This window comes from Desulfosporosinus orientis DSM 765 (genome assembly GCF_000235605.1).
Lineage (GTDB): Bacteria > Bacillota > Desulfitobacteriia > Desulfitobacteriales > Desulfitobacteriaceae > Desulfosporosinus > Desulfosporosinus orientis.
In genome coordinates, this window is sequence record NC_016584.1 from 3061607 (window position 1) to 3079735 (window position 18129).

The window sequence follows — 18129 nt, forward strand, 5'->3', positions numbered from 1 at the left end:
AAAGGTATCTGTACTAATGTTACCTTCGCTATCACCGATGGTCATGACAAATGACTGTGTTAACAGATTTTGTTTGACCTTGTCCATATTCCCTGGGCCTGGGCTGCCTTAATCAGCTCATCACGGAAATCCGGATGGGCTATGCCGATTAGCATTTCAGCCCGTTTCCAGGTAGATTTACCTCCTAGTTGGGCTTTGCCATATTCAGTGACGATGGTCGGAGCCCATGACCGGGGAACTGTAACAATGGAGCCCGGTTTTAAGGTGGGAACTATCCTGGATTTGACTTTACCGCCACCATGAGTAGTAGTTGAACTCAAGCATATAAATGGTTTGCCCCCTTTGGACATAAAGGCACCCATTGTGAAATCCAGCTGCCCGCCGGTGCCGGATATTTGCCTGATCCCATCCGATTCGGAGCTTATCTGACCATAGAGGTCGACTTCAATAGCATTATTAATAGCAACCTGTTTATCATTTAAAGCAATCCGGGCCGGATTATTTTGAATATCCACTGCATAACTGGCAAAGGCCGGGTTTCTATCCAGGTAATCATACAGTTCCTTGGTTCCCCCGGCAAAGGTAAAGGTGGCCTTGAACTTGTCAATTTTTTTCTGGGATCCATTGACCCGGCCCTTTTCAATCAAATCCATAAATGGAGTAGACGCCATCTCTGAGTGAATACCAAGGTTTTTTAGATCGCTATCCGCTATCATTGTGGCTATGGTAGCAGGTAATTTTCCGATGCCAAACTGCAGGCAGCTTCCATCTTCTATCTCTTCAACCAGCAGAGTGGCTATTTTCTTATCGGCATCGGTAACATCCCCTTCGGGGGAGTGTACAATCAGCGGATAACTTCCTTCAACGATATAGTCAACGTCGGAAATGTGTATAGTCTCCCCCTCTCCTCCATATACCCAGGGAGCCTGATCATTGACTTCAAGAATAACAATATCAGCAAGTTCGCAGGCAGTCCGTGCATAAGAAACGGCTGTGCTGAAATTAAAATAGCCATTGTTATCCGGTTTGGTTACCCCAATCATAGCTACATTGGGATGACCAGCGGAGCCATTGCGTATAAAAATAGGGCTTTGACCATAGTTGCTTGGTATATAAACAGCAAGACCCTTATCTGACAGCTTCCTTTCAAAAGCACTGAAATATCCACTGTGAAATGTAAAACTCTTCATTTCGGGATCAACCTTACATATTTTGGGGACCGAGGTGGCACATACAGTTCTGACCTTAACATCGCTTACTTCGCCGACCCTTCTAGAGAGCGCTTCATCTAGTAACTGCGTGTACATAGCGAAATGACCTGCATAAACCCAATCGCCTGATTTAACAACCTTGACCGCTTCGTCCGGAGTTCGTAATTTTGATCTATATTCATCCCTAAATCCTGCCATTGAAAAACCCCCATTCTAAATACTATAATTGGCATTTTTTTTGTTCTAATCTGAAATATAAACCTTACCTAGAAACAGTAGATACTAAGCAAGCCTAGATTAAAATCATTCTATGTCTTTCAGTTTTTATGGTGTAGTGTTTCCATTTACGGTTCGTATCCTCCACCGACCCTGTAATGCATTAAGAGACGGCTAGTTTAAACTGGTCTCCGGTAAACATTACTTAATTGATGAAGAAAAGTGAAATGCTTAATACGTTGCAATACTAATTCAAAAATTCTAAATATTTATTGCCGATGGCGGAGAGCATTCTAAATTAGAAGATTACAGATATTAAACGCAATGACAAGTGAGTATTCACTACAATGGGCAAAAGAGCTTCTTTACGATAATTCTTAGAATTCAATTAAAGCGAACGTCGTTTTACAGGCTAACTATGGTGTTCCCTGGAATACACTTTTTGGCTGCAGATTAGTATCTGATATTTTTGGTTAAGCCTTATTAAAACTAGCCTCCAGGGTAGCTTTGACAACATCATCAGGCAGCGGGAATTTGAAACCAGCGGGATCGGACTTGACCAAGGCGAACAGCGTTTCCAAGCCTTTGGCATCAAGCTTCGGGGTAAACTTGGAATTCACTCCGCATTTCGTCTGCAGATCGCGCAGTGCCTGGGCACAATCAGCTACTAATTCTTGGGAGGATTTACCTTCTTTTTTTACCCCAAAGGCGTCAGCCAGCACATCCACATGGGGTAGGTAGAATGCCGGGAAAGACTCCATTACTACAGGCATAAGGACAGCATTGGCTTCCCCATGAGGAATTCTCAGATGAGCGCCCACCGCATGAGCGAAGTTATGAATGGGACATATCCCACCTGCCATGACGAAACTCATGATGGCCATATTACTGGCAATCAGCATTTTGGTGCGGGCTTCCAGGTTCTTACCGTCCTGAACAGCAATGGGGAGAAATTCGTCAATCAATTTAATCGCTTGAATGGAGAAAGCGTCAATCATGCAATTGGTTTCTGGCGAAGCGACAGCTTCTACGGCGTGACATAAAGCATCAAATCCCGTAAAAGCAGTCAAATGCGGAGGCAATCCGACAGTAAGATCCGGATCCAGGAAAGCATATTCGGCAGCAGTGAAAGGATGTTGCAGAACTCCTTTAACCTTATCAAACTCGTTAAATATAACCGCGCCGGTGGATGTTTCAGAACCGGTTCCTGCGGTTGTGGCCACAGCTATGTGAGGAATCCCCAGCGGCTGCGCAATATCCTTATATAAGCCCAGGTTGTTGGGCATAATGTGCCGTATATCGGTAGCTTTTAATCCTATCATAGCTTTAACACCCTTAACCGAATCCAGCACGCTTCCGCCGCCTACAGCCAGCAGACCGTCTACCGCCAGTTCCCTGCACCACCGTGCACAGTCATTGATGATTCCCATTAACGCGTCTTGCTGAATCTTATCATATATTCCGACTACTTTGACAACGTTCTGCGCCTCAATGACATCCATAATCTTATCAACGATACCAGCCTGTCGAATACCCGGATCGGTAATCAGTGCGATCCGCCGGCTGCCCATCTGTTGAAAGCGCTGGGGAATAAAAGTCCGGCAGCCTGAGCCTACTTCCAATTTACTGTAATATTCCCAGTTGAAATACTTAGGTGTTGCCATCTGTAAAGCCCTCCTATCCACATAGTTTAATTAATGGCAGCCGATAACTTCGGCTATATGCTTCTCTGCACCATCCGGAGTAAGATCCATGCAGATATGTTTTACTTCGCTATAGGCTAAAAGACCATGGTAACAACATTCACGCCCATAGCCGCTTTGCTTGTAGCCGCCAAAAGGTGCATCTGGACGCAGGGCATGCCAGTTGTTGATCCAAACTGTTCCTGTGCGCAGCTTATTAGCTATCTTTTGTCCTCGACCAGCATCGGTAGTGCACACTCCTCCGCCCAGGCCATAAATAGAGTCATTGGCCATGGCAATGGCTTCATCCAAGTCATCATACGGAATTACACACTGAACCGGGCCGAATATTTCTTCTCTTACCTGAGTCATCTGGTTGTTGCAGTTCATGAATATGGTGGGCTCAAAGAAAAATCCTTTTTCGTAGATGCCATGAGTTAACCGGTTTCCGCCGCAAGCGAGCTGGGCGCCTTCTTGCTGGCCTATCTTAACATATCTCATAATGGTCTGGACCTGATCTTCATTGGCAATGGGCCCCAGATCAGTTTCCTTAAGCATTTGATCACCAATTCGCATTTTCTTGATCTTAGTTACCATCCTGTCCACCAGTTCATCCTGCATATGCCGCGGCACAAATAACCTGGTCCCCGATTCACAGGCCTGCCCGCTATGAAGCAGGAATGCCAGTAAACCCATTACGGTGGCAACCTCCATGTCGGCGTCATCAAGGACTAATATTGGAGATTTGCCCCCTAGTTCCACGGTAACCCTCTTTATAGTATCAGCAGACTGGCGGATGATTTGCCGTCCAACTTCGGTGGAGCCGGTCAGACTAACCTTATCAACTAGAGGATGTCCAGCCAGGTAATTACCAACTGCAGAGCCCGGGCCGGTGACTACATTGAGTACCCCGTCTGGCAGACCTGCTTCTTTGAATATTCTGGCAATTTCTAACGCAGTAACCGGGGTAATGCTGGCCGGTTTAATCACAATGCTGTTGCCCATGGCGATGGCCGGAGCTATTTTGTTGTTGGTTATCAACAGAGGAAGATTCCAGGGGCATATACCTGCACAAACTCCGATCGGCTCACGCTTCCAGTAGCTGTGCATAGGCAGACCGGCAACCTGCATACTGGCATATTCGGCTTTAGGCAGTTGTTTTAAGATTGTGGCTACTGTAAAAACTGTACCAATTATCGATGCCAGATCAACACCAAAGGTGCGGCGAATGGTTCCCCCGGATGTCAATGACTCCAGATAGGCCAACTTGGCTTTATTGGCCATAAGCAACCCACCTGCTTTCATCAAAACCGCCGCTCGTTCTTCAACCGATTTTTCTGACCAAATACCTGATTCGAAGGTCCTGTGGGCGGATTCCACAGCCTTGTCAACATCGGCTTTGGTTCCCCGGGGAACTCTAGCCACAACTTCCTGGTTAGAAGGATTTATGACGTCCATCACCTCTCCCGACTCTCCCGGAGTCCAGGCGCCGTCAATAAAATGCTGGTACTCTAATATGCTGGCCATTTAAATAAACCCCCTATCAAATTAGGTTGCCGCCTCAACTAAATCCATTGATTAACCTTATATCCCTAAAAGTTTTGGTAATATTGATCCCGCTCTCAATCACTATCATGCCTTGCCTAGATTTCTGCCATGGCCTCCTTTCAATAGTATTTTGTTTTAAGGTTCTTGGCTATTGATTTAATTTTAATAGCAAATAACGTACCAAAAAGCCGATTAGATTAATGTTTTTGCTCAAACTTAATAAATACCTGTTTTAAGTGCCTTCTCACTTGTCCTGTTTATCACAAAAGATACAACTGTTGTTCTAAATTCAGACAGGGTGTACTACATCTGGCACAAACTGCCAGATGTATATTATATGGATTAAACACCGCTATATATAAATGTTCTATCTTCAGCGGCAGCCGCTTCATATTCCCGCAGGCTGGTTAAGGATCAAGATAAAAGAAAGGACTGGTGGATGAAGTTTTATACTGTAAGTTCTTGTGCTGGCACAATATTTGCTTAGTTAGGGGTTTATTAGATATGTTGTCTATTTTTTTCCTTAATTTCGGTGGTGATGGGTGGAATACGAAGAACGATAGATAAACTCGTCTTTACCGAACAATACCTGGATAAATTCACAGTTATCAGTTCTTTAAGGAGGAGAGGAAATGGAATTTAAATACAATGTCCGAGACTTAAAGTTTATCTTAAAGGAATGGCTGCCTACAGAAGAAGTATTTGCCTGCAAGCGATTCAAAGATTATTACGGCATGGACGAAATAGATCCTATATTGACAGAAGGGTATAAAGTGGCCAAAGAGATGGTCGTCCCTATTAATGCAGAGGGAGATAAGAACCCGGTCAAGTTTGAAAACGGGGTTGTAACCAACCCCCCCGGATACCGGGAAGTCTTCCAGTTCATACAAAAAAACGGCTGGGGCTCTTCCAGCGAGTGTGTGGAAGTAGAGGGAGGAATGCCCCTGGTGTTGTATAAGGCGGTGGCAGAGATGATATCCGCCGCCTGCCCGGCTATGGGTTCAAATGTTAAATTGACATCCGGTGCGGCCAACTTGATTCTAACCTTTGGAACCGAAACCGACAAGAAACGTTTCATTCCCAAGATGCTGACCGGTGAATGGCAGGGAACTATGAACCTTACCGAACCGTCAGCCGGATCCGACGTAGGCGACGCCCTGGCCAGATCCTATCCCACCGACGATCCCCGGATTTATAAGATCAAAGGTACCAAAATGTTTATTACTGCCGGTGATGGATCTTTATGCGACAACGTGATTCACATGGTTCTGGCTCGTCCTGTAGGAGGGGCTAAGGGATCATCCGGGTTGGGACTGTATATCGTGCCTAAAATTTGGGTCAACGACGACGGCAGTCTGGGCAAACCCAATGACGTAACCACTATTGCCATCGAACACAAAACCGGACTGAATGGGTCGGCCACCTGTATGTTGAACTACGGCGAAAACGACGAGTGTTATGGAATTATGGTAGGATCTCCCCCTGATGAAAAGGGGCGCTCCAAAGGATTGGCCATGATGTTTAACATGATGAACGAATCAAGAATAGGCACCGGTCACAATGCTAACAATCAGGCTGCTGCTGCCTATGCCTTAGCGTCTCAATATGCTGCGGAACGCATACAAGGGTACAAAAGCGGGGAGCGAGTGCCCATTATTAAGCATTCTGATGTACGGAGAATGCTTTTGGATATGAAAGCCCACACCGAAGGGATACGGGCGATGATATTTAAGGGCTTCTACTTCCTGGACATTGCGGAAAACTCTGAAGATAAAGCCAAAGCCAAAGATTATGCCGACTTTGCCGCCATATTAACCCCGATTATAAAGTGTTATGGCAGTGAATCAACTGTTCTAATGACTGCCGAAGCCATTCAAGTTCTGGGAGGAGTGGGATATACCAAGGAATATCCGGTAGAACAGTACTTCCGTGACTCCAAAGTCCTGACGATTTGGGAAGGCACTTCCTTCATTCATGGCAATGACCTGGTGGGGCGGAAAATGACTATGGAAAAAGCGGAGCCCTTTAAAAAGTGGATGGCAACTATTAAAGCCTTTATTGATGCCAACCATGGCGCATCTGGATTGGAAAAAGAAATGGAAACCCTGGATAAAGCTTATAAGGCGGCGGAAGAAGTTAAAGAGATAATCTACGCCTGGCAGGCGGAAAAGGACAAAAAGGGGGAACTGGTCAATGTTTATGCGATCAGAGCCCTGTTTGTATTCGCCCAGCTCTATGTGGCTATGTGCTTGATAGAGCAGGCGATCATCGCGGTAAGAACATTGAATGGTCTGCCCGCCGACCATTACGAAGTCAACTTCTACACGGGCAAAATTGCCAGCGCCAAGTACTATGTGAACAACTCTCTGCCCAATGTATTCACCCTGGCCGGAATTATTAAAAATGCTGACACCACAGTACTGGAAGTTCCGGAAGACATTTTAATAGTCAATTAAGCGATTTTTGATAAGAGGAGGGCACATCAACAATGAGAGAGATTTATTTAGTGGAAAGCGTTCGCACCGGGATAGCCAAGGCTGGGAAAAACTCTTGGTTTGCCAATCTGAGAGCCGACGACATGGCCGCATTGGTAATGAATGAATTAATGAAAAGAGCAGGCTTGGAAGACAAAAAAGATCAGGTTGACGGAATAATACTGGGAGGGACCGCCTTAATCAATGATATGGCAGGTAACATTGGGCGCTATGCCACCATCATGGCGGGGTTCCCCTACAGCGTACCGGGCTGCACCGTTGACCGTTTTTGCTCTTCCGGGGTACAGACCATTTTTAACGCAGTGGCAGAGATTAACATGGGATGGGGGTCGGAAATGCTCATTGCCGGTGGAGTCCAACATATGACCCATGTGCCCATGGGAACCGGCAGCCTGCATAACCCGCGCCTGGGTGAATTTACCGACGAAAATATGAAGAGCATGGGTTGGACGGCGGAAATGGTTGCGCGTAAATATGGTATCATCCGCGCAGAACAAGATTTAATGGCTTACGAGAGCCACGCCAAAGCGCACAAGGCCACAATGGACGGCCTCTTTCAAGCGGAAATCCTGCCGATCGAAGTGGAAGCGCCGACCAAGGACGGCGGAACCCAAAAGATGATCGTTGATCGTGATCAGGGGATCAGGCCCGACACAAACCTGGAGTCTTTGGCCAAGATGGAACCGGTTTTCTTGAAAGATGATAAAGCAACCGTAACTGCAGGAAACGCCAGTCAGACCAATGACGCCGCGGCAGTGGTACTGGTGGCCAGCAAGGAAAAATTCCAGGAACTGGGTCTAAAGCCAAAGATGAAGCTCATAGGCTATAAGGCTATTGGGGTTGATCCTGCTTACATGGGGATTGGCCCGGCAGTAGCTATTCCAATGGTACTGAAGCAGGCGGGGATGACCATGGACCAAATTGATATCTGGGAAATAAACGAAGCTTTTGCCGCCCAGGCGGTGTATTGCACCAGGGAATTGGGTATTAGAAATCATCCCTTGCTTAATCCACGGGGCAGTGGAATATCATTGGGCCATCCCTTGGGGTGCACCGGAGCTCGTATAGCCACTACTTTGATGCATGAAATGCCCTTCTACGGCGCCAAATACGCGGTTGAGAGCATGTGCGTCGGACATGGCCAGGGAGTTGCGGCCATCTGGGAATGGATTGGCGACAAATAAATGAGGTAGGGTTAATCTTAATCATGGTTTAGTGCAGTAGGTATTAAACAAAAAAGCAGGCCGATAGGCAGCATTAACTGAAGCAGGCCGGCCGCGAAATCAATTACCAAACAAAAACAAACAATACGGAGGGCATAAAGATGGAAGGAAAAACAATCATGATCGTCGGAGCGGGATTTATGGGAGCCGGTATTGCCCAGGTGGCTGCCCAGGCAGGGTATAAAGTTCGCCTCTATGATATTTCTGAGCCAGCAGTGGAAAATGGAATTGCCGGAATTAAGAAGATACTGGACAAGAACGTAGATAAAGGGAAAATGGCTCAGACAGACATGGACGCAGCCCTAGCTCTAATCGTTCCCAGCACCAGCCTGGATGATGCAAAGGATTGCGAAATGGTTATTGAGGCGGTTTTTGAAAACTTTGAACTGAAGAAAGAAATCTTTCAGAAACTAGATGAAATCTGCTCCCCAGAAACCATCCTGGCTACCAATACTTCGTCAATTCCCATCACCAAAATAGCTGCAGCGGTAAAAAGACCCGACAAGTTCATTGGCATGCATTTCTTCAGTCCGGTGCCGGTAATGAAGCTTTGCGAAATTATCCGAGGAATTAAAACTTCCGATGATGCTGTTAAAGTCACCACTGAAATCGCAGAGAAGATGGGCAAGGTAACCGTAATTTCCAAGGACGTTCCTGGCTTTATCGTCAACCGGATCAACGCTGCCTTCAGAAATGAAGCCTACCGTTGTATGGAAGAAGGGGTGGCGACCATTGAAGATATCGACAAAGCTATTAAATTTGGATTAAACCATCCGATGGGACCCTTTGAACTGGCCGATTTTGTCGGATTGGACGTTGGATTTAACGTAGCTTCCACCCTTTATGCAGGATATAAAGATTCTCGTTTTGCACCCAATGCTACTCTGGAAAAACTTAATATCTCGGGCGACTTGGGTAGGAAGACGGGAAAAGGGTGGTATGACTATACCTCAGGCGAGAAAAAACCCCGCACCGATGTGCAGTTTTAATTCGGTAGAAGAGGTGAAGGTCATGACTTACACTACCATTCTGGTAGAAAGACTTGAACAGGAAAAGGTTGGGTTGATTACCTTAAACCGTCCCGAAGTGCGCAATGCGATCGATTATGTCCTGCGTCAGGAGGTATACCAGGCCATTGCCGAATGGGAACCCGATCCGGGTGTGCGCGCAATTATTATAACCGGGGGAGATAAGGTCTTTTCGGCAGGTGCGGACATTGCGGCCATGGTGAATCAGACGGCTCATGAGGCGTTTAACCGCATCTCATTGTGGGAACTTTCCGCCAAAATGATGAGCTCCAGAAAACCAATCATTGCAGCTATTGCCGGCTTTGCTTTGGGAGGCGGATGTGAATTAGCTCTGAGTTGCGATATTCGTATTGCTGCAGAATCGGCTAAAATGGGTCAGTCCGAGATTAATATAGGCATCATTCCAGGCGGGGGAGGGCTTTCCCGCCTGCCCAAACTGGTAGGTATAGGCAAAGCCAAAGAGCTGGTCTTTACCGGGAAGCCCATATCAGCCCAAGAGGCATTAAGAATTAATCTGATCAATAAGGTGGTGCCCGATGAAAATCTGATGGAAGAGGCATTAAACATGGCAAAAGATATAGCCAAACATAGTTCCGTTGCTTTAGGACTGGCTAAATATGCCCTGGAGAACGCCATGAATATGGATAGTTATACCGCCGAGTCCATAGAAAACGCCTGCTTCTCCCTGGCGTTCGCCAGTGACGACCAGAAGGAAGGGATGAAGGCATTCCTGGAAAAGAGAAAACCATTTTACCAGGGAAAATAGAAATTGAGTTTTCCATGTTGAACGAGGAGGAATTGTTATGCGTGAAGTTGTCATTGTAGACATGGCAAGAAGCGCCGTGGGCAAGCACGGAGGCACGATTAAAGATGTTCCGGCCCTGGATCTGATTGTCCAGGTAGCTGAAGTAGTGGTAGAACGCAACAAATCCAAAGTAAAACCGGAAATGTATGACTATGTTATTCTTGGTCAGGTAAAGCAAAATACAGCAGCTGCCAATATCGCCAGAAATGTTTCCCTTAAGATTGGACTGCCGGAAGAAGTTCCTGCTGCCTGCGTAACCATGGCCTGCGGGTCGGGATTGCTTTCCATAGAAGAAGGGGCCGAGTTTATCAGGAATGGTTTTGCCGAGATAATCCTGGCTGGCGGTGTTGAATCGATGAGTGGCGGGGAGTTTTTTTTGTCATATAACAGCAATCAAGCATTTGGCACCGGGCCTGTGCAATTATTGGATTCAATTGTTTCCGGGGGCCCCGGTGCCGCACCGGTGGAACGCTACGGCAATATACCCATGGGAATAACGGCGGAAAATCTTGTAGACAGGTTTCATATTTCCCGTGAAGAACAGGATGTCTTTGGACTTCGCAGTCAAGACCGGGCTCTCAAAGCGATTGCCAATGGCGATTTCGAAGCGGAAATTGTACCGATAAAGTATCAGAAAGCGGATGGCAGCACCGGTACTTTTGTTGTGGACGAGTATCCACGCGTCACAAGCATGGAAGCTCTGGGCAAACTGAAACCGGCATTTAAGAAGGACGGAACCGTAACCGCCGGTAATTCATCAGGGCGAAATGACGGGGCGGCTGTGGCTTTAATCATGTCTCGGGAAAAGGCTGATCAACTGGGAATAAAACCCCGGGCCAGATTTGTATCAGCAGGCATCGCCGGAGTTGATCCCACCATTATGGGAAGAGGACCGGTGCCGGCGGTAACGATTGCCATGCAAAAAGCGGGCCTCACCTTGAAGGACATCGATGCTGTTGAACTAAACGAAGCATTTGCCGGTCAGAGTCTGGCTGTTTTCCGGGAGTGGAAAGACCAGTGGGGTGTTTCCGATGAATGGCTTGATCAACACGTGAATCTATGGGGTGGAGCGATTGCAATTGGCCATCCTCTGGGAGGCAGTGGAGCTATTATTACCACCAAGTTGCTTCATGGACTGGAGCGCATCGAAGGCAGGTACGGGTTATCGACGATGTGCTGTGGTGGAGGTATCGGGGTGGCCGGTATCATAGAACGCTTGGCGTAGGAAAGAGGGGTTTCAATGCAAGAAGTAGTAATTGTCGGCGCGGCGCGTACACCTTTTGGACTCTACAAGGGATCCCTGGCTGATCAGAGGAGCCAAGATCTGGCGGCTTGCTCCATGAAGGAAGCAGTAGCCAGGGCAGGGATTGATTCCTTAAAACTGGATGTCAGCATTTACAGTGAAGCGATGCAAACCAGTCTCCCAGCTAATGTGGGCAGGCATGGCTGGCTCCTAGCCGGGCTGGATGAGAACCCAGCCGGTTTTACCATGAATGCCTTATGTGCCGGGGCGCTGCAAACGATTGTCAGCGGATTTAATAAGATTGCGTCAGGAGAATACCAGGGAATTCTCGCCGGGGGTGTGGAGACCAACAGCCAGGCGCCGTACTATATTCATCATCCCCGATATCATTTTGGATCAAACAATCTTTGCTTTCACGACCAGAAGGCAGAAGTGGAAACAAACGCTCAGCCGGTTGATATATACGGTAAATTGGCAGCAGCTAATGTCGCCGATATTATAGCTGTGAATAATGGAATCACCCGTTATGAACTCGATATGTACACTCAGACGAGTAAAGAAAAGGCTTCGCAAGCGGTCAAGAACGGCTTTATGAAAGATGCCATCACCATTATCACGAAAAAGGGGAAAAAGAGCGAGGTTATTGTCGAAGCAGATGAAGGGTTGAAGGCGTTCTCCGACATTGATAAATTGATTTCCTTGCCAGCAATCAATTCCGGCGGGACTTCAACTAAAGGAAATCTGGCTCCACTTGCCGATGGATCCGCCAGCATCGTTCTATTATCCTCCCAAAGAACCGGGGAATTGGGTTGTAAGGCTATGGCAAGAGTATTAGGGTTTGGAATTGCTGCTGGGAATCCAACTCAGATTGAGAAAATCGCGATCAAGTCAATGCAGAAGGCTTTGAATTATGCGGGTATCCGCATGGATGAGTTGGATTTTATTGACCTTCATGAGCACTCAGCGGCATTTTCCGTTGCCGTAGCAAAAATGATAGGAGCTTCAGCAGCCGGAATAACCAACGTCGATGGTGGAAGTTTGGCCTATGGGCACGCAGGAGCGGCCACTGGCGGGGCGATGCTGGTGAATATGCTATACAGGCTTCAGCGCAACGGGGCCAGGTATGGTCTGGTAAATGTAGCGGCTTATGGAGGACAGTCTCTTTCAGTGCTGATTGAAGCTATTCTTTAACCTGAGAGTCATTGCAAACAAATAAAAAAAGTTAGTCAGTGCGGCATAAAAGAAGGTGTTTAGATGAGTAATAAATATTCCCGATTGTTCGAACCGGTTAAGATTGGAAATGTGAAGGAGTTGAACCGTCTGGGTGTAAATATACACTTTAACACCACCGTATCATCTAAGCAATTGCTGGTAATGGATGCAGATACGATTATCTGCGCTACCGGCTCATGCGATTATATACCCCCGATAGACGGGATTAACCATAAACAGGTTGTTACCGCCAAGCAATTAATGGGCGGGGCTATGGTAGGGGATAAGGTTGCGGTTATCGGCAGCGGTTTGGTAGGTTGTGAAGTTGCAATTTCCCTGAGAAGTATTTCATAACAAGGAGAGGAAATTATGAAAATTAGAAAAATTGGAGTTTTAGGTGCCGGCACAATGGGAGCGGGAATTGCGCAAGTAAGCATTGAAGCAGGTTATAACGTCGTCTTAATCGATGTAGTTCCAGAAGTAGTGGAAAAGGCAATAAAAGGTTTAAACAAGGTATGGGCCAAGGCTGTGGAAAAAGGCAAACTGACCGCCGAAAGTGTGGCAAATTATAATGCTCTGCTGACCAGCAGCACAGATATTAACGATTTTAAAGATGTTGACATTGTGATTGAAGCCATTGTAGAAAATATTGATATCAAGAAAAAAGTTCATAAAAAACTTAGCGAAATTTGTAAGGATAATGCTATTCTAGCATCCAATACCTCTGCCTTAAGCATTACGGAGATCGCTGCTGCCACTAACCGCCCAGACAAAGTGTTGGGAATGCATTTCTTCAATCCGGTACCCCTTATGAAATTAGTGGAAGTAATTCCCGGCGTTGTAACAAAGGATGATGTTGTGCAAACAGTCATGGAATTGTCTACGAAAATTGGTAAAGATCCAGTGAAGGCTCAAGAAAGTCCTGGCTTTATCGTCAATCGCATCTTAGTCCCCTATATTAATGAAGCTGCTAATGTTTACCAGGAGGGCATCGCCACAGTCGAAGAAATCGATAAAGCCATGAAATTGGGCGCAGGAATGCCGATGGGCCCCTTGGCCTTAGCTGATATGATTGGAATCGATATTGCCTTAGCAGTATGTGAATTTTTCTATAACGAATTTGGCGATTCCAAATATCGACCTTCACTGGCATTCAAACAAAAAGTCCGTGCTGGACACTTGGGCAGAAAGACAGGCAAGGGCTTCTATGACTATAGCAGATAAGAGAAATTGAACGGCCGATCAAGGATGATTATAGCAACAAGATAGAATGGAGGACAAAATATGGAATTCAATACTCTTATTTTGGAGAAAGAAGAGTATCTTGCCACACTTTATATTAACCGTCCTAAAGCCCTGAATGCTCTTAATTCCGAAGCATTGTTCGAGCTTGAAACAGCTGTTAGAGATATAAGATCTGATTCCAACATTAAGGTTATGATCATTACAGGAGCAGGAGACAAGGCATTTGTGGCCGGGGCCGACATCACTTTTATGGTTCCACTTACTTCAGATGAGGGAAGATTCTTCTCAGATCTAGGAGAGAGAGTAATGCGGCAGATAGAACTTTTGGAAAAACCTGTAATTGCTGCTATTAACGGTTTTGCCCTGGGCGGTGGTTGTGAGCTGGCCATGGCCTGTGATATTAGATTAGCCTCGGAAACTGCGGTCTTTGCTCTGCCCGAAGTAGGACTTGGCATTATACCGGGCTTTGGCGGAACACAACGGCTTCCTCGTTTGATTGGCGAAGGACGCGCTAAAGAACTTACTTTCACAGCTAATAAGATTAATGCCCAGGAGGCTTTCCGAATCGGTCTGGTAAACAATGTTTATCCACCCGACCAATTGATGGATGAAGCAAAGAACCTTGCTAAGAAAATTGCTGCCAATGCTCCGCTGGCAGTTGGTTATGCCAAACATGCCATCAACAAAGGCTTGCAAGTAGATATTGATACGGCTATGAGCATTGAGTCTGATATATTCGGTTTGTGCTGTGCAACAATTGACAAGATTGAAGGAATGAGTGCTTTTGTTGAAAAGAGAAAGCCGAAGTTTGAGGGAAAGTAACTTTACTTTCTAAAAAGAAAAAGTTTTAGCGATGCCGATATTTTGAGATTCGAGGGACAGGAAAAACTCCGTTGCTACGAATGGTATCGCTAATGATATAGCTGGTTAGGTATGTCATTAGCGATACCATTCGTTGAATATTGCTCATCCTGATTTTCGCGATGATCTCATCAAAGAAGCGGATGTCCCAAAAATTCGGGTTAGATCTAACAAGATATCCTAAGATGACTGTTTTTCTATACTCTAATGATGTGAATGATAATTCAAAAGGAGGAATTTTTAATTATGGCAACGGAACTTAATGAAGTTGTAATGGTAAGCGCCTGCAGAACACCGATTGGTTCTTATGGAGGTTCGCTCGTATCGGTACCGGCCAATGAATTGACTAAGATTGCAGCTGCTGAAACCATTAAAAGAGCGGGAATTGAACCAAGACAGGTGGATGAAATTGTAGCCGGAATGTGCTTGCATCATGGCAATGGTTCATTACCTCCTCGTATTGTGGCAATGGAAATAGGTATGGATCCAAGATCAAGCGCCTCCATGGTTAATCAAAACTGCGCGTCAGGCATGAGAGCTTTGGAGATTGCTGCCATGAAACTTCAATTGGGTAAATGCGATATAGCGCTGGTAACCGGTACAGAAAGTATGAGCAATGTTCCTTATATCTCTAGGAATATGAGGTGGGGGGCAAGAATGGCTGATGTCAAAATGGAAGACCCTATGCTTTCTGATGGACTGGTATGCAAACTGGCTGGCTCCCACATGGGCGGGACGGCTGATAACATTGCTAAACTGTATGGAATTACCCGAGAGGAATGTGATGAACTGGCACTTCTTAGCAATCAGAGAGCAGTAAGAGCTATTGATGAAGGCCGTTTCCAGAGAGAGATTGTACCTGTTCCGGTTAGAAAGGGAAAGAAAGAATTTTTGTTTGCCCAGGACGAGCATCCTAAAAGGGATGCAAACCTTGAAGGTTTGGCTAAACTGAAACCCGCATTTACTAACGATGGAGTTGTAACGGCCGGCAACGCATCCGGTCTTAATGACGCTGCTGCAGCTGTTGTTTTGATGACCAAGAAAAAGGCTCAAGAATTAGGAATTAAACCTCTGATGAAACTGATCAATGTCTGTGATGAAGGGGTAGAAGCTCAGGTAATGGGTTTAGGCCCCGCTGTTGCCATACCTAAATGCTTGAAAGAAGCCGGAATGAAATATGAAGACATTGATTACTGGGAAATCAACGAAGCCTTTGCAGCCCAAGTCATTGGCGTTGCTAAGAAGATTAAAGATGAAGCAGGGATCATTTTGAATATGGGTACCTTTGAACAGGACGGCAACATTAACAGTAATGGATCTGGAATCGGACTGGGACATCCAGTTGGTTGTACAGCACTGCGCATCATTGTCAGCCTTTACTATGAACTAGAGAGACTTGGGAAAACAACAGGCGGAGCGTCTCTTTGTGTAGGCGGCGGACCCGCTATGGCTTCTCTGTGGACAAGAGATATATAAAGAGAATTAGATTTGGAGGAAAGTAAAGATGTCTTCAAACTTTGCAGTAAACAATATAAGAGATTTTGAATTTATAATCCAAGAATGGCTTCCAACGGAAAAAGTATTTAATTACCCACAGTTTGCCGACTATTATTCCAAAGATGATATTAAATCAGTTCTTGAACCAGTTCTAAAAATGTGCAAGGCAGTAATAGAGCCTAGCAACGGCGCATGTGAGACCCATCCAGTTACTTTTACTGACGGCAAAGTAACGACTCCTCCTGGCTTTGGACCTCTTTTTCATAAGCTGCAGGAAGAAGGCTGGGGTACCAGCAATATTGATGAATCACCCGATGCCATGGTATTGCCGGAAATGCTGCATGCCGCCGTTTGGGAATTGATATGTGCTGCTAACCCCTCCTTTATGCCCTATGTTCTGCTGACCAGTGGGGCGGCTAACTTAATCCAAACGTTTGGCGATGAAAAAGTTAAGGGGATGTTCCTTTCTAAGATGATGGATGGAACTTGGTCAGGGACCATGTGCCTGACAGAAGCTGGTGCCGGTTCCGATGTAGGGGATATTTCATCTAAAGCCTACCCGACCGATGATCCGCGGGTTTTTAAGATCCAGGGCAATAAGATCTTTATTACAGGCGGGAACAATGATTTTACCGAAAATATCATCCACCTCTACTTAGCTCGTATTGAAGGGGCTAAGCCGGGTACAAGCGGCATCTCACTATTCGTAGTTCCCAAGTATTGGGTCAACGAAGATGGCAGCCTTGAAGACAATGATTTTGTAAACACTGGGGTTGAACATAAGATGGGCCTGCATGGTTCAGTCACGGCCTCTCTGGCTGCTGGGGAAAACGGAAATTGCCGCGGATGGCTGCTGGGTATCGATCCGCGTGAAAATGACGGCAAGGGCGAAGGTATGACCCAAATGTTCCAAATGATGAATATGGCCCGAATGGAAACTGGTCACATGGCTCTGTCTTGTATCATCAACGCTTTTGCAAATGCCCGTGATAATGCTAAAGAGAGAGTTCAAGGACGTTTGCTGACTGATCCTAAGGCCGGTCGAGTACCGATTATTAACCATGAAGATATCAAACGCACTCTTATGATGGGTAAAGCACATATTGAAGCAATGCGCGCCATGATGTACAGGGTTTATCTGGCTTTTGACCAACGTCATCGCGATCCCGATCCGGAAGTGAGAAAAGCCGCCAACGACCTGATTGAAATCTGCACTCCGCTTTGCAAGGCATATCCTTCCGACGAAGCCTGGTGGCTCATTGGGGAAGCGCTCCAATCCTATGGCGGGTATGGTTACTGTGAAGAATATCCCGTATCCCAAATTGCTCGAGACGTAAAGATCTACTCCATTTGGGAAGGCACCAACTATATCCAGTCCATGGATTTGCTCGGCCGTAAGATGAACATGAAGGGCGGCTCAGTCTTTGCTGCTTGGGTTAAGGAAATGTTCGATTTCTTTGCAGCAAACAAAGATAACGAATCCTTAAGTAAGGAGTTCAATATCCTTGGCAAGGCCCTAAACTCTTATCAAGCTATGCTCAAGGCTATAGCCGAATATTCAAAGACAAATATAAGCAAGATTCCTCTTTATTCCCGTCGTATCCTTACGGCTTCTGCTCAACTTTTCTGTGGACGTCAGATTCTTGATCAGGCGATCTTGGCAGACAAAAAAGCCCAGGAAGTGGGACCAAGTCACTTTGATTATAAATTCTACACAGGTAAAGTTGCTGCTGCTAAATACTACTTGCATAATGTAGTGCCTAATGTCTGGGCGGTTGCAGAGATTGTCATTGACGGCGATACCTCAGCTCTTGATATACCGGTTGAAGTTTTTGAATACTAGATAGTAATACAGCTATCCCC

14 protein-coding genes are annotated in these 18129 nt (G+C 46.0%); 11 read left to right on the forward strand and 3 right to left on the reverse strand.

From position 1 onward, the window contains the following. Positions 1 to 59: 59 nt before the first annotated feature. The 3 genes from DESOR_RS14310 to DESOR_RS14320 form a co-directional block, all read right to left on the reverse strand. Positions 60 to 1409, reverse strand: coding sequence for an acetyl-CoA hydrolase/transferase family protein (locus DESOR_RS14310; protein ID WP_014185302.1), 1350 nt, complete (start codon positions 1407 to 1409; stop codon positions 60 to 62). A 491-nt stretch (positions 1410 to 1900) separates the two neighbouring features. After that, a complete protein-coding gene (locus DESOR_RS14315; protein ID WP_014185303.1) occupies positions 1901 to 3091 on the reverse strand; it encodes an iron-containing alcohol dehydrogenase in 1191 nt (396 codons plus the stop codon). A gap of 30 nt (positions 3092 to 3121) precedes the next feature. Continuing rightward, positions 3122 to 4636, reverse strand: a complete 1515-nt coding sequence (locus DESOR_RS14320; RefSeq protein WP_014185304.1) for an aldehyde dehydrogenase family protein — start codon at positions 4634 to 4636, stop codon at positions 3122 to 3124. A 653-nt stretch (positions 4637 to 5289) separates the two neighbouring features. On the opposite strand from DESOR_RS14320, the gene DESOR_RS14325 reads away from it, so the two are divergent. The 11 genes from DESOR_RS14325 to DESOR_RS14375 all read left to right on the forward strand — a co-directional run bounded on the left by DESOR_RS14325 (position 5290) and on the right by DESOR_RS14375 (position 18109). Next, complete coding sequence (locus tag DESOR_RS14325; RefSeq protein ID WP_014185305.1) at positions 5290 to 7113, forward strand: acyl-CoA dehydrogenase family protein; 1824 nt, start codon at positions 5290 to 5292, stop codon at positions 7111 to 7113. A 32-nt stretch (positions 7114 to 7145) separates the two neighbouring features. Further along, positions 7146 to 8336: a thiolase family protein gene (locus DESOR_RS14330; protein WP_014185306.1), complete on the forward strand. Its 1191-nt coding sequence runs from the start codon at positions 7146 to 7148 to the stop codon at positions 8334 to 8336. Between the two features lie 140 nt (positions 8337 to 8476). After that, positions 8477 to 9364 carry a 3-hydroxyacyl-CoA dehydrogenase family protein gene (locus tag DESOR_RS14335; RefSeq protein ID WP_014185307.1) on the forward strand — a complete coding sequence of 296 codons (888 nt, stop codon included), beginning with the start codon at positions 8477 to 8479 and terminating at the stop codon, positions 9362 to 9364. Positions 9365 to 9386: 22 nt separating this feature from the next. Further along, the gene (locus DESOR_RS14340; protein WP_014185308.1) at positions 9387 to 10169 is read left to right on the forward strand and encodes an enoyl-CoA hydratase/isomerase family protein; all 783 of its coding nucleotides are present in this window, start codon (positions 9387 to 9389) and stop codon (positions 10167 to 10169) included. Positions 10170 to 10206: 37 nt separating this feature from the next. Further along, complete coding sequence (locus tag DESOR_RS14345) at positions 10207 to 11433, forward strand: thiolase family protein (protein ID WP_014185309.1); 1227 nt, start codon at positions 10207 to 10209, stop codon at positions 11431 to 11433. Positions 11434 to 11448: 15 nt separating this feature from the next. After that, complete coding sequence (locus DESOR_RS14350; RefSeq protein WP_014185310.1) at positions 11449 to 12642, forward strand: thiolase family protein; 1194 nt, start codon at positions 11449 to 11451, stop codon at positions 12640 to 12642. Positions 12643 to 12705: 63 nt separating this feature from the next. Further along, entirely contained in the window at positions 12706 to 13017 is a 312-nt protein-coding gene (locus tag DESOR_RS14355; RefSeq protein ID WP_042331242.1) for an FAD-dependent oxidoreductase, read from the forward strand. A 15-nt stretch (positions 13018 to 13032) separates the two neighbouring features. Then, complete coding sequence (locus DESOR_RS14360) at positions 13033 to 13887, forward strand: 3-hydroxyacyl-CoA dehydrogenase family protein (RefSeq protein ID WP_014185311.1); 855 nt, start codon at positions 13033 to 13035, stop codon at positions 13885 to 13887. A 60-nt stretch (positions 13888 to 13947) separates the two neighbouring features. Further along, the gene (locus DESOR_RS14365) at positions 13948 to 14730 is read left to right on the forward strand and encodes a short-chain-enoyl-CoA hydratase (RefSeq protein WP_014185312.1); all 783 of its coding nucleotides are present in this window, start codon (positions 13948 to 13950) and stop codon (positions 14728 to 14730) included. Between the two features lie 285 nt (positions 14731 to 15015). Beyond that, positions 15016 to 16245 carry a thiolase family protein gene (locus DESOR_RS14370; RefSeq protein ID WP_014185313.1) on the forward strand — a complete coding sequence of 410 codons (1230 nt, stop codon included), beginning with the start codon at positions 15016 to 15018 and terminating at the stop codon, positions 16243 to 16245. Positions 16246 to 16273: 28 nt separating this feature from the next. After that, positions 16274 to 18109: an acyl-CoA dehydrogenase family protein gene (locus tag DESOR_RS14375; RefSeq protein ID WP_014185314.1), complete on the forward strand. Its 1836-nt coding sequence runs from the start codon at positions 16274 to 16276 to the stop codon at positions 18107 to 18109. The last annotated feature ends 20 nt before the right edge of the window (positions 18110 to 18129 follow it).